General features: G+C 43.1%; 12 protein-coding genes. All 12 read right to left on the bottom strand.

Annotation, left to right across the window (positions count from 1 at the left end):
• Nucleotides 1–300: 300 nt before the first annotated feature.
• The gene (locus AB2B49_RS00425) at nt 301–1,806 is read right to left on the bottom strand and encodes a zinc ABC transporter substrate-binding protein AdcA (RefSeq protein WP_049504568.1); all 1,506 of its coding nucleotides are present in this window, start codon (nt 1,804–1,806) and stop codon (nt 301–303) included.
• A 9-nt stretch (nt 1,807–1,815) separates the two neighbouring features.
• On the bottom strand, nt 1,816–2,622 hold the full coding sequence (locus tag AB2B49_RS00420) for a metal ABC transporter permease (protein WP_000950027.1): 807 nt from the start codon (nt 2,620–2,622) through the stop codon (nt 1,816–1,818).
• Nucleotides 2,615–3,319: a metal ABC transporter ATP-binding protein gene (locus tag AB2B49_RS00415; protein WP_001269483.1), complete on the bottom strand. Its 705-nt coding sequence runs from the start codon at nt 3,317–3,319 to the stop codon at nt 2,615–2,617. The genes AB2B49_RS00420 and AB2B49_RS00415 overlap by 8 nt, the downstream gene beginning before the upstream one ends.
• Nucleotides 3,319–3,759 (bottom strand): zinc-dependent transcriptional regulator AdcR, encoded by a 441-nt coding sequence (gene adcR / locus AB2B49_RS00410; protein ID WP_001249325.1) that lies wholly within the window; start codon nt 3,757–3,759, stop codon nt 3,319–3,321. The genes AB2B49_RS00415 and adcR overlap by 1 nt, the downstream gene beginning before the upstream one ends.
• 147 nt (nt 3,760–3,906) lie before the next feature.
• On the bottom strand, nt 3,907–5,958 hold the full coding sequence (gene nt5e / locus AB2B49_RS00405) for a cell surface ecto-5'-nucleotidase Nt5e (protein ID WP_076984235.1): 2,052 nt from the start codon (nt 5,956–5,958) through the stop codon (nt 3,907–3,909).
• Between the two features lie 142 nt (nt 5,959–6,100).
• Nucleotides 6,101–7,369 carry a D-alanyl-lipoteichoic acid biosynthesis protein DltD gene (dltD, locus tag AB2B49_RS00400; protein ID WP_049504563.1) on the bottom strand — a complete coding sequence of 423 codons (1,269 nt, stop codon included), beginning with the start codon at nt 7,367–7,369 and terminating at the stop codon, nt 6,101–6,103.
• Nucleotides 7,362–7,601, bottom strand: a complete 240-nt coding sequence (gene dltC, locus AB2B49_RS00395; RefSeq protein ID WP_000351972.1) for a D-alanine--poly(phosphoribitol) ligase subunit DltC — start codon at nt 7,599–7,601, stop codon at nt 7,362–7,364. Before dltC ends, dltD begins: the two co-directional genes overlap by 8 nt.
• A gap of 13 nt (nt 7,602–7,614) precedes the next feature.
• On the bottom strand, nt 7,615–8,859 hold the full coding sequence (gene dltB / locus AB2B49_RS00390) for a D-alanyl-lipoteichoic acid biosynthesis protein DltB (protein ID WP_076984234.1): 1,245 nt from the start codon (nt 8,857–8,859) through the stop codon (nt 7,615–7,617).
• Entirely contained in the window at nt 8,856–10,406 is a 1,551-nt protein-coding gene (dltA, locus tag AB2B49_RS00385; protein WP_076984233.1) for a D-alanine--poly(phosphoribitol) ligase subunit DltA, read from the bottom strand. The genes dltB and dltA overlap by 4 nt, the downstream gene beginning before the upstream one ends.
• 20 nt (nt 10,407–10,426) lie before the next feature.
• On the bottom strand, nt 10,427–10,558 hold the full coding sequence (locus AB2B49_RS00380; protein WP_008276434.1) for a teichoic acid D-Ala incorporation-associated protein DltX: 132 nt from the start codon (nt 10,556–10,558) through the stop codon (nt 10,427–10,429).
• Between the two features lie 224 nt (nt 10,559–10,782).
• Complete coding sequence (locus AB2B49_RS00375) at nt 10,783–11,487, bottom strand: MIP/aquaporin family protein (protein ID WP_049490531.1); 705 nt, start codon at nt 11,485–11,487, stop codon at nt 10,783–10,785.
• A 70-nt stretch (nt 11,488–11,557) separates the two neighbouring features.
• A complete protein-coding gene (gene glpO / locus AB2B49_RS00370) occupies nt 11,558–13,384 on the bottom strand; it encodes a type 1 glycerol-3-phosphate oxidase (RefSeq protein WP_061421528.1) in 1,827 nt (608 codons plus the stop codon).
• Nucleotides 13,385–13,410: the final 26 nt, after the last annotated feature.

Here is a 13,410-nt window from a genome sequence, read left to right as displayed (position 1 = left end):
CATTTTCCCCTAGACTTATCCACAGACTGTGAATAAACTATTGTTCCAGACCGCTCTCTCTTTGACTATAACAAAAAGCGATAGCAGCGTCAATATGACTAAGCTCCCTTCCTAAATCCCCTGAAAAGATTCTATAATTTGTACAATCGTAGCTTTTGCATTCGCCAGCTAGTGAGAATCAGCCAGTAGAAAATGACCTTTTTATCACATTGTGAACAGCACAACTGTGGTACTATAATACCTAACAACCTAATCATTTCCAGTAAAAAATCCCGCAGATTTGCGGGATTCTCTCTTGCATCAATGCGCCAACATTTCTTGGGCGATTTCTTGGCCAGATAGGTTATCTGGGTAGTAGGTTGGCCAGTTATCCATCTCTTCAAAGAGGGCTTCTTGGCTAGTACCTCCAAAGAAGATATGGAAATGTTCTGCCTTGACTGGGGCGATATTGTGGTCACTAAACTGAACGTACTTGAACTGTCCAGCGTCCGCATCTGTTGCTTCAAAGAGGAAGCGCACGCCACGATTGCCTTTCTTATAAGTCAAGATTTTCTTGCCGACATACTTATAGGTGAATTTCTTGCTTTGGCCACCTTGAACAAATTCCATAGTGTTGTCCGTGATGTTGATTTTGGTCACATCTGTCTGATAGCCTTTTCTATAGTAGGCCTTGTACTCATCCTTGGTCATCTTGCCAGTCAACTTAGCCTTGTAGTCAAAGACTTGATCAAAAGTTCCATCCTCAAGGAAAGGATAGACCGACTGCCAGTTGCCAACATAGTCACTCAAGGTACGATCTTTGACATCTGCATCCTCAAAGTAACCATTGTGAACTGTCTTGGTGTTTTCTTCCTTCTCTGGCTCGATTTCTGGTCCTTCTTGGTCCGTTGTTTGTTTCAAAGCCTTGAGGTTTTTCTCCATCACGGAGATATAGTCCTCACCAGCCTTGGTTGCTTCTTCTGTCAGACTTTCTAGCGGATTGAGCACATCTAGTTTGACACCTGTTTCTTTTGAAAGTGTATTGGCGAGGGCTTGTGAGGCATTTTCTTCAAAGTAGATATAAGAAATCTTGTTTTTCTTGATATACTCGGTCAATTCTGCCAAACGTGCTGCTGATGGTTCTGCATCTGGTGAGAGACCTGAGATGGATACTTGCTTGAGACCGTAGTCCAAGGCAAGGTAGTTAAAGGCAGCGTGCTGGGTCACAAAGCTCTTTTGTTTGGCTTGAGACAAGCCATCTGTGTAGGCCTTATCCAATGCTTGCAATTTTTCAATATAGGCAGCTGCATTCTTCTCAAAAGTCTCTTTTTTATCAGGATAATCTGCTGACAAGCTGTCACGGATATGCTCTACCAGTTTGATGGCGCGTGCTGGTGAAAGCCAAACATGGGGATCGTAGTCGTGATGGTGACCCTCACCGTCATGATCATGCCCTTCCTCTTCTTCCTCACCACCTGGCAAGAGGAGCATATCACCTGTCGCCTTGATGATTTTCACCTTTTTCTTATCCAAGGATTCTAGCAATTTAGGAACCCATGTTTCCATATTTTCATTTTCATAGACAAAGGTATCTGCGTCTTGGATTTTGGCAACTGCCTTGGCAGACGGTTCGTATTCATGAGGTTCTGTACCAGCACCGATGAGGAGTTCTACATTAGCAGTATCTCCTGCGACTTGCTTGGTAAATTCGTAGACAGGGTAAAAGGTTGTCACGATATTTAGCTTCCCATCTGCCTGTTTTTGATTGGAACAAGCCACTAAAAACAAGGCACATAGACTAGCTAGTAGTAAGCTCAGTTTTTTCATTTCATTCTCCTATTTGATAAAACGTTTCAATAGACTGACTAACAAAAAGACAGCTACAAAGATAATGGTGATACTAGCGCTGGCAGGTGTTTCCGCATAGTAGGAAATATAAAGTCCTGCCACCATTCCCAAAAAACCAATAGCGCTGGCTAGTAACATAACGGATTTAAAGTTTTTCCCCAGACGAAGGGCAATACTAGCCGGCAAGACCATAATAGTCGACACCAGAAGAGCTCCTGCTGCAGGAATCATAAGGGCAATCGCCACCCCTGTCACCATGTTAAAGAGGATAGACATGGTACGAACTGGCAAGCCATCCACAAAGGCCGTGTCCTCATCAAAAGTCAGGATGTACATGGGACGTAAGAATAAGAAAGTCAAGAGCAAAACGACCGCAGCAATGGCAAAGAGGAATAGCACCTGCTCCTGGCTAATGGTCACAATAGACCCAAAGAGGTATTGGTCCAAACTCATTGAACTCGAACTTTTCCCCTTACTCATCACGATAAGAGACACTGCAAGTCCTGTTGACATGAGGATGGCAGTCCCGATTTCCATAAAGTTCTTATAGACTGTCCGGAGATACTCTAGAAAGACCGCAGCGATTAAGACAATAGCGATGGTTGAAATAGTTGGAGAAATCCCCAAAACCAGACCAAAGGCTACTCCTGATAGCGAAACGTGACTGAGGGTATCGCTCATGAGACTCTGACGACGTAAGATAAGGAAAGTCCCAAGAACCGGAGAAAAGAGACTCATGGCAATGACCGCCAAGAAGGCACGCTGCATGAAGTCATAAGATAACAAACTAAGCATGTTCCACCTCCTGGTCGCTTTCATGAACGTTGAAACAACGCCATGGCGAGTCTTGATTGCGCACTAGATGGATATTGCGATCCGCATAGTCCTTGACCTCCTCAGGGTCATGGGTAATCATCAAAACAGCCTTGCCATGATGGTGGGCACTGTGGTGCATGAGCTCGTAAAATTCATTTTTGCTTCCCGCATCCATCCCTGTCGTCGGCTCATCCAAGACAAAAATATCTGGGTCAGAAGCAAACATCCGAGCAATAACTGCTCGTTGCTTTTGTCCTCCCGAGAGGGAACCAATCCGTTTATCACGGTGTTCCCACATACCAACTGAGTCTAGACTAGCCTTGATATGCTCCTCATCGTGGGCATTCAAACGACGGAACCAGCCCTTTCGCGGATAACGACCCGACTTGACAAATTCATAAACCGTACTTGGAAAGCCAGCATTAAAACTGGCAATCTGCTGGGGAAGATAAGCTATCCTAAGCTTTTTACCATGAGTATTTGTTTTTGAGATTGTTACCTTGCCAAATCTTGGCTGCAAGATGCCTAGACTAGCCTTGATCAGCGTCGTCTTGGCAGCTCCATTTTCACCAGTCAGGGTAACAAACTCCCCACTATCAACACTGTAGTTGATATGCTCGAGGACAGGTTCTTTGTCATAATAGAAAGATAAGTCCTCTACTGTAATATACCTCATTATTTGATTTCTCCTACTAAAGCAGTTAAAAACCGCTGGATGACTTCTTGTTCATTTGGAGTAAACTGATTTGCTACTTGTTCATAGGCTGAGAGCGTGTGCTCATGGTGGTGATGATGCTCCGCCGCTACTGGTCGAGCTAGCTCTGTCAGTTGATAAAAGATCACACGCGCATCCTTTGGATCTCTGGATGTCTCTAACATACCCTCTTTGACTAAAGACTTGATAGCCTTGGTCACTGCCGCCTGACTGACATTGAGACGACGAGCCAACTCCGAGTTGGTTAAGGATTCTTCTGACAAGAGCATGAGGATGTGTTCCTGAGTATTGGTCAAGGCTACGTCACTTGTGCAATGCCCAATCAGAATTTCATGCTGGTTCTCAGATCTCAAGATCACCTCGTTTAAAAAGTTATCGATTTCCTGTGCAAGCTGTCTCATGTGTTACTCCTTCCCAAGCTATCTTTTCGTAAAAAACATAGATAGCCGCCGATTCTTTACTGGTTAATTATATCATAAACCAAAAAAGAGTCAAGGGAAAAAGGCGTAAAAACGTTTCCCTAGACTCTTCTAGATGTGAAATTTAACCTATTTTAGCTTTGGTTTTCGGCTCGATAAGATACCTGCCAAACCAGCTACCATTCCCATCAAGAGCAAGAAGATGGATTGTTCACTTCCTGTATTTGGGAGAGCTTTTTCTGAGACAACTGCCTTCTTGCTAAATTGACCTGCCACCTCATAAGTCAATGGCACATTTGTAGTCGCATCGTTAGCAGGCGCATTCGTTTGAGGCGTTTCTACTGGTAGACTAAAGTTTTTAGAATCCACAGAAATCGTCCGTGAGTTCGGATTGATCTTTTCATACTGGGTCAAATCAGCGGTTTTCAGATACTCTTCAAAGGCTGCATCCATAGAAGGACCTTCTTCTCGCGCACCACCTAACATCGTATAGCCATCGCCACCTGCAGCTAGGAAATCATTGGTTGCAAGATAGTAGGTTTTTGCGAGGTCTAGAAGATCATAACGACCAGTCGTGCGGTTTTTGACCTGGATGGCCAAGACACGTTTGCCTGATGGTAGGTTGGTATCATAGTAGACCTTCACACCTGAAACTTGCAAGAAACCACCACTTGGCTCCAACAATGGTTGCCCGTTCTCATCCAAGACCTTCTTGCCATCCTTATCGACCTGCAAGATAGATCCGAGTGATTTTTCAAACATATCCAAAACTTGTTGCCCCGTCACTTGGATTTGTGAGATGGTATTTCCAAATGGAAGAACGGCAATGACATTTCCTTTAGTGATCGGTTTGCCTTTTGCAATAGTTTCACGCAAGCCACCGCCATTTGTCACAGCGATGTCAGTCGGATGGCTAAATCCTGTTTGACCATACTGATAGAGAGAGTCCGCTACGACGTTTCCGAGGTTAGTTTCACGAACCCGAACATTTTCACGATCTCCGTTGAGTTCTACAGGGCTGTTTGAGACAATCTCAACCGCATTTTCAGCATCGTATTTTTGTTTAATGTCTTTGACTAGTTTTTCAACTGTTGGATTGGCTGGTAATTTTTTAGCATCTGCAGCCGGAATCTGAGTTGGATTGCCCAAAAGCTGACGTGATTTGTAGGTGATTTTCCCTACATTATGAAGGTAGCTTCCTGTCTGGTTATAGGTAACATTGTCGCCATAAGTCGTTGATTCTACTGTATGAGAGTGACCGTCGATTACTGTTACGCGTTTCCCTTTCAAACGAGGATTTTTAGACAAGGCTTCTGCCAAGGTTGAACCACGCCACTCAACTGGGGTTGTGGTATCCACACCCAAGTGAGCCAACACAACATAGTGTTTGTAGTCCTTACCTTCTGCACGAGCCTTGGCTTGAACTTCTTCGATGACCTTATTGACTTCAGAGATTGGATCTGTAAAAGTTACCCCTTTGACATTTTTAGGGTGAGTTTTGGTTGCTGTTTCAGGTGTTGTCACCCCGATTACAACAAACTCATCACCTTCCACAGTCTTATCTTTATCAACGATTGTAGAAGCTTCAAAGAGACGAGCACCATTGACGTAGGTATTTGAACTAAGTAATGGGAATTTCAAGATTTCCTTGTATTTCTTAGCTTCGTCCAAACCAAAGTCAAACTCATGGTTTCCTACTGCCATGGCATCATACTGCATCTGATTGAGAATTTCAGCGCGTGCTTCACCCTTTGTAGAGTTGGAAATCGGTAAACCTTGAAAAGCGTCTCCCGCATCAACAACCAGAGTATTTTGATTTGATTTCGCACGTTCCTGCTCAATAACTGTCGCTAACTTGGCATCTCCAATTACTCCCTTTTCCTCTACAATACGACCATGGACATCATTGGTGTGTAAGATAACGGTGTCCTTTTCTTCGCTTTTAGTAGATTCAGCAGGAGCTGACGGAGCTTCTGTAGGTGCAACTGCTTCTGAAGTCGCCGAAGTTTCCGGTACCGCAGGGTTCTCAACAGGAGCTGGAGTCGCCGACGTAGCAGGAGTCGCTACAACAGCTGAACTTTCTGCAGGAGTCGTTGCTTCTTCAGCATAGACTTGTCCAGCTAAGAAGGCTGGAGCTAACAGGGCTGTCGATAAGACAGGTAACAAAGAACGTTTGTTCATTTTAAAATCCCTTTCTTTTCTTTTTCTCTTTTATATTATACGCTATTTCTAAAAATTTTGAAACTTTTGACCCATTTGTATCTTAAATATTCGCCATTTAAACAAAAAAGCTTGGGTTCAAATCCCAAACTTTTAGCTCGTTTTATTGGAAATCTTTGATGTTCCCATCATAGGTCGCCCAGTCCTTGCTAAAGAAGCGGTCATTCATCTTGTAGTCTGGAGCTGGTTTCGGATCCGTCAAGAAAGGATTGACAACCTTATCAAAAGCCAGCCAACCTAACCATCCTAGATGAATGGTGTCCTTAACAAAATAAGGGTCCCCTCCATTTTTTGAAAAATCAGCAATATTGGTAAAACCCTGACTTTCTAATTGGTAACGAATTTTCTCCACTGCATGTTGGTACATTTCCTCGCTGAGCCCTGTGTACTCCATCCACTTCTTGTTAACCGGCTGAATGACAAAGAGCACATTGACATTCGACTTAGCAAATTGATTGAGGACCAGCTGCAAATCATTGTATTCAGAGGACTTGAGGAAGTTGTAATTTTTTTGATATCCTTCCCATTTTTTTAAATCCTTTTGAATCTCTCTCGTATAGAAATGATTTTCCATCCCCATATCGTTATTGGTCGTATTTGCTTCTGCGTCCTTACGAACAATTTTTTCTAACTCATCATAAGAAAATTGATCCGGAAGATCTTTTAAATAGTTCTCCACGTGTTCCTTGTACTTGAGTTGTCCTCGAATGGAGAATTGTCCAAAGAGAGCGGATTGTTTTTCGTTGAACCGCGCAAAAATATCAATAGCAACCTGATCAACATCTGATAATTCTTCACCCTTTGACAATTTTTGAACAATGCCTTTTAACGCAACATTAGGATTCTGCTTTAACAATCGAATAGCCGCATGCTTTGCAGCAATGTCACCAGATTGATTTCCCAAAAAAGCTGTCAATTGGTCACTGTTAAAAAATCTCTGAAACGCTGCGGGTTCATAATCTGTCTCCGTAAACCACTGAGGCGAAATCACAAATACAGCCTGCTTATTCTCTATTTCTGGCAAAATTTGCTGTAGACCAAAATATTGATTGAGAGAGGCTGCTCCTGCTTGACCTAGAAAGTAAGGACGATAGGGACGATGGTATTTTTCCGCTAAAACAGCTGGATGGACACTATCAAATCGAATCCATTCACTGGACCCTAGAAAAGGAATAAAACGCATATTTGGATCCGTAAGAGCCCTTACTTTTTGGCTTCTCTCTTTAAAACTCTCTGCACTAACAGAAGCCGCCGAGTATTTCTCCTCCGTCAGATTATGGCTTGTTGTACTTGGATAAAAAAAGATGAGCAGAAGAACCAAAAATCCAGCAATGAAGATAGGCCCGAAGATCAGCCACAAGCGTTTAAGCATTCTTCAACTCCGTAATACCTTCTACGATTTTATTAGCCGTATTCCAGTCATCACGACCGAACTCCGTCACTGGAACACGAATGTCAAAACGGTTTTCAATCTCAACAATCAATTCAACCGTTCCCATGCTATCCAAGACACCGGCATCAAAAAGATCTTCATCCATCATGTCAGAAACATCTTCCATAAACAACTCATCAATAATTTCAATAACTTCTGATTTGATATCCATTTTTTATATCCTTTTATTTTTTAAACCATAAATCATTCAAAAATCCAGAAAAGATTAAGAATGAAACCATCACGACATGGAAGGTGACAACCATGCCAAGCAACTGAATCCAGCGATTCTCAGGTAAGGAACCCTTTCCAGCTTTTTTCCGTTCTTTATTGAGTGCTTTTTTCTTACGAACCCAAGCGTCATTGATGACCAATCCAATCCCATGAAAAAGTCCATAGGCGATGTAGTACCAGGTCACACCATGCCAAAATCCCATAATCAGCATATTGAGAATATAGGCTACACTTGAGGTCACATTGCGATTTTTAAAAACCTTCTTTCTGGTCAACACCATGACCATCCGCATAAAGACAAAGTCACGGAACCAGAAAGACAGACTCATGTGCCAGCGATTCCAAAACTCTTTTAAATCCCTTGACAAAAAGGGCTTGTTAAAGTTGATAGGACTATGAATACCCATCAAGTTTGAAATAGCTAAGGCAAACATAGAGTAGCCCGCAAAGTCAAAGAAGAGCTCCAGACCAAAGGTGTACATGACCGCTAAAGCGTAGAGGTTAAAGAAACCACCTGTCTGCAAGGCCAAATTTTTCAACGGAGGCAATAATGTCTCTCCTAAAATGTGAGCCAAGATAAACTTGTAGAGGAAGCCAAGCATGATATATTTGACAGCCTCTTCTAGCATATCCATCAGCTCATCCCGCTCAGGAATGGTCTCGTAATTTTCATTGAAGCGTTTAAAACGATCAATGGGACCACTTGAGAAAGTCGGCATAAAAAGAAGAAAACGTAAGAATTGCCAGATCGTTAATTCCTTGATGACACCGTCTCTCAACTCAACGATAACCCCAACTGCACGAAAGGTCAAGTAAGAAATCCCTAAAAATCCAAACAAAGATTGAGGTCCATGAATAGCAGGAGATACTTTCACAAAGACGATTGGCAATAGGGATAGAAAGCTAACCAGGTAAAATATCCATTTACTATCCCGTTGTTTCCTGTACCTTTTGTAGAAAGATACAAGCAGCACTTGCCAGATAACATAAAGGATCAAAGCGCTTATTTGATTCGTCTTTCCACCGACCAACATGGTGACGATAAAGAAGAGACTAACGAGCACCTCATATAAGGCAAAACGTTTCTTGAAAAAAAGACCGATAAAGATAGGTAAAGTCGCAGCAATTACGTATAAAAAGTACTGAAGATCACCATAAGGTTCCAAATGAGGTAGCTGTTTATAAAGCTCCATCATCTACTGTTTACCTCGTTAATCAAGCCCTTGATATCAATTTTACCATTAGGCGTTAGCGGCAAACTGTCTCGATAAAGAAACTTAGACGGCATCATATAAGACATCATGATATCTGCTAGGTCTTCTTTGATAGCCTTGGTAATATCGATATCACGCTCAAACTGCTGACGGACACCGTCCTTTAGGATGACATAGGCCAGTAGATTTTGTACCTTGTGGTCCTTGTTATAACGTGGGACAGCAACAGCCGACTCGATAAAGCGAGACTTGTTGAGGTTTTGAGAGACATCTTCAAGCTCAATGCGATAACCATTAAACTTAATCTGGAAATCCATTCGTCCACCATAGAGAAGCAAGCCCTCATCTGTCATAGTTCCTACATCCCCTGTGTGGTAGGCTGGCAGACCTTCAAACTCAAAGAAAGCTTCTGCCGTTTTTTCAGGATTATTCATATAGCCTTTTGAAACAGCTGGCCCTGAAACGATAATTTCTCCCTGTTCACCATTTGGAACTTTCTTACCTTCCTCATCAATGACAAAGGTCGGAGAATCCGCCTTGGTATAGCCGATTGGCAGGCGTTTGAGAGTCTTCAACATCTCGTCTGTCACGGCAACTGCTGACAGGGCTACTGTCGCTTCTGTTGGACCGTAGGCATTGATAATACGAGCATTTGGGAATCGCTCACGTAGTTTTTGAGCTGTTTTGACCGTCAATTCTTCACCATCAAAGTAGAAATGCGTGATTCCTGGCATTTTCTCACTATTAAAGTCTTCTGACAACATGGCCATATCTGCAAAGGACGGCGTTGAGGTCCAGATAGCAATTGGCAAGGAAAAAATTGTCGCAAAGAGTTTTTTGAAGTCCTGAGTAATAGCTGAAGGAAGAGCGAAAAGCGTGCCACCCAGTGCCAAGGTTGGCGCCCAATACATGACAGATAGGTCAAAAGAATAAGGCGGCTGAGCCAGCATTTGCGGACGACTTGGCGTCGCAAATTCCTTATCTGTAATCATCCAGTTGGTAAAGCTGAGGAGATTATCATGGGAGATCTGCACTCCCTTAGGCTTACCAGTCGTACCAGAAGTAAAGATAATGTAGTAGTTGTCATCCCCCTTGACTGGATGGGTCATCTCGTAGCTAGAAGCTTGAGTAAAAGCTTCATGGACTTGCTCTAAATTCAGCATTGGTGTGCTAGTTTGCTCTAATGGAAAATCTGAGATAGCAATAATCAAGCTTGGCTCTGCAACTTCTACGATAGCAGAAACTCGTTCCAAGGCTGAATGGCTATCAATTGGAATGTAGGCATGACCTGACTTAGTTAGCGCTACAAAGGTAGCCAACATCTCATATTCCTGACCACCAAAAACGACGACTGGAGATTTCTCAGGCAAGCCTAGTTGGTCGATAGCTGCAGCCAAACTATCCGAATCAGCCTTCAGTTCACCATAAGTATGTTCTTGACCTAAAACATTGTAGACAGGATATGTTGGTTTCGTTTGAGCAAAGTGCTCAATCGTTTCAATCATATCTTTTATCGGTTTATTAGACACTGTTCCTCTTCTCCTTTAAACTAGAACTCATTATAAATAAAGGTGCCTTGGCTCTGACCAAGGTAACTAAAAAAATAAAGCAAACCAAGCAAGATTACAAAATATAGAGCCGTCCGGCCTAAAAATACATGTAAATTCCGTTGTTTTTTCATAAGCTATCCATTAATATATTATTTCTATTAACTATCAGTATGTATTGTTAGCATCTTATCTTCCTAACATTTTACCACTTTATCAACCTTTTTTTCAACTGTTTACCATAACTTAAAAATTGGTTTTAGCTTATTTTAAGATAAGTTAAAATATTAAGGTTTTGCCCATCAAAAAAGAGCCTGAGATTTCCATCTCAAACTCTGTTGCCAATCACTCTTTTATCTTAGAAAAGTGAAAATACGAGAACTGCTAGGGCCGCACCAACAATAGGTCCTACAACAGGAATCCAAGCATAAGACCAGTCCCCGTCTCCCTTGTTTGGAATTGGCAAGATGCTGTGCATGATACGAGGTCCAAGGTCACGAGCTGGGTTCAAGGCATAACCCGTTGTCCCACCTAGTGAAAGACCGATACCGACAATCAACGTTCCCACTGCAAAGGTCCCTAAACCGGCTTGAAGGTCATAGAGTCCCAAGGCAAAGATTGTCAAGAGCAAAACAAAGGTTCCAAGGATTTCGCTAACCAAGTTGGATACTGTGTTCTTGATTGCTGGTCCAGTACTAAAGGTCGCTAGGATATTGCCTGCATTTTCTTCTGCCTCATAATGCGGTTTGAATTGCAACCAAACCAAAATCTGAGCCACCATCGCTCCTGCGAATTGGGCTAGGATATAAGGGAAAACAGAAGCCCAAGAGAGCGTTCCTTTTAAGGCCATCGCAAACGTCACAGCTGGATTTAGGTGGGCTGGACTGAGCGTGCCAGATACAAAGGCCGCAACGGCTACAGCAATTCCCCATCCCATAGTAATCACGATCCATCCTGAATTGTTGCTCTTGGTTTTGGGAAGAACCACACCTGCAACAACACCATTTCCTAGGAGGATCAGGATTAAGGTCCCCAAAAATTCTCCAAATAATTCTTTCATCATATCTTTGTCTCCATTTAAATGAAGGGGCTGGCGACAAGGAATGCTGCCCTCCCCTCTCTTCTAGTTTTTCTTAATTTTTTAGTTCTGCCAAATCGTTTTGAGCAAGAGCTGCTTCGACATCCGCACGGTAGGCTGCTTTTTCTTCTTCGGTCCAATCATAGAATCGTCCCATTTCATCCAGAACTGGCTCAACGATGCTATCTAAACTATCACGCATAAAGAGCATGTGGTTGGTACGACGAAGAAGAAAGTCAACTGGGCTAAGAGCCAACTCATTGCGCATTGCATAGTGAAGGGACAAGGTATCTGCCAAGCTGAGTCCTGGCGCTTGTTCCAAGCTGTGAGCAAGTGCAAAGACTTTCGGTGCATTTGAACCGTAAAGATTTGCGAGATACTGGGCTTCCTTGCTATCCAAGCCACGTGAAACTCCAAGTTGAGCAAAGGCTTCAATTTCTGAGTCCACATTTGCTGGGTTCAATTCTCCACCTGAAACAGGGTAAGTCTTAGAGTTGATGAGTTTAAAGCTACGGTCAAATTCGGCTTTGAGGATGTCAACCACACGCTCCATAGCTCCTTCAGCCATCTTACGGTAGTCTGTGATTTTACCACCAGCAAGAGTCAACAGGCCATTGTCATCACGGTCCAAGCTCGAACCACGAGAAACTGCAGATGGGTCCAAATGTTTCTCAGATGTGCTGCTTTCAAGCTTGCTGACAGCAGATTCAACATCTTCACGCGTTTTTTCTTTCGAGAGATAAGCTTCGACAGTCGCAATCAAGCTATTGAAGCTCTCATCACTAATGGTTCCGTTATTCCCTCCATTGTAGTCAGAAGCGCTATTGCCTGCAATCAATGGACGAAGACCAGCCCAGCTGCTTTCGATATCATCAATGGTAATATTTGCTTCTGGGAAGCGGTTGTTGACAATGCCAAGTAGATAATCTACATCTTCCTGCGTCACTTTTGGATGTTCCAAATCGCCTGTGTAGTCTGTATCCGTTGTACCAAAGTAAGTCTTGTTTTCACGTGGGAGGACAAAGACCATCCGGCCGTCTCCCAAACCTGTATCAAAGTAAACTGGCTGTGAAACCTTGATCTTGCTTGAATCCACTACCAAGTGAACTCCCTTAGTTGGGCGCATTTGTGAGAATTGGGTTCCCTTATTGGACAAATTACGTACCTTATCGCTCCAAGGTCCAGTTGTGTTAATAACTAGGCGAGCCTTGATTTCAAAGACTTGGTCTGTCAACAAATCACGAGCTACAACACCTGTAATCTTGCCACTTTCATCAAAGAGGAAGCCTTCTGCCTTAACGTGGTTGGCAATGAGGGCACCGTCTTGGTTGGCACGTTTAATGTTTTCAATCACGAGACGCGCATCGTTGTTACGGAAGTCAAGATAAACTCCACCTCCTACCAAGCCTTCTTTCTTCAAGTTTGGCTGGCGTTCCAAGACTTCTTCCTTACTCAAGACCTTGTTAGCAGCTGGCGTGTTGCTAACACCTGCCAAAAGGTCGTACAAGTCCATGGCTACTTTGAGACGGAAAAGGCTAAAGGTCGCTCCATCTTCATCGTAAACTGGCAAGAGCATTGGATCTGGTTTTGGAATGTGTGGAGCGATTTGTTGAACCACCGCACGTTCAGAAACTGTATCTGAGACTACTTCCACGTCAAATTGTTTGAGGTAACGCAGACCTCCGTGGACCAATTTTGTTGAACGGCTAGATGTTCCTTCTGCGAAGTCCTGCATTTCAATCAATCCAGTGTCAAGTCCACTAGCTGCCGCTTGCAAGGCTACCCCAGCACCGGTAATCCCACCACCAATAATCAGGAGGTCCAGGGTGCGTTCCTGCATTTTTTTAATTGATAATTCTCGTGTTTTCTTTGAAAATTCCATATTTACACACTTTCTAACTGAGTCAC

Origin of the sequence: Streptococcus jiangnanensis, assembly GCF_040888325.1 — a bacterium.
Classification (GTDB): domain Bacteria; phylum Bacillota; class Bacilli; order Lactobacillales; family Streptococcaceae; genus Streptococcus; species Streptococcus jiangnanensis.
The sequence above is the reverse complement of the archived record's forward strand: the minus strand, read 5'-3'. Positions and strand labels throughout refer to the sequence as shown.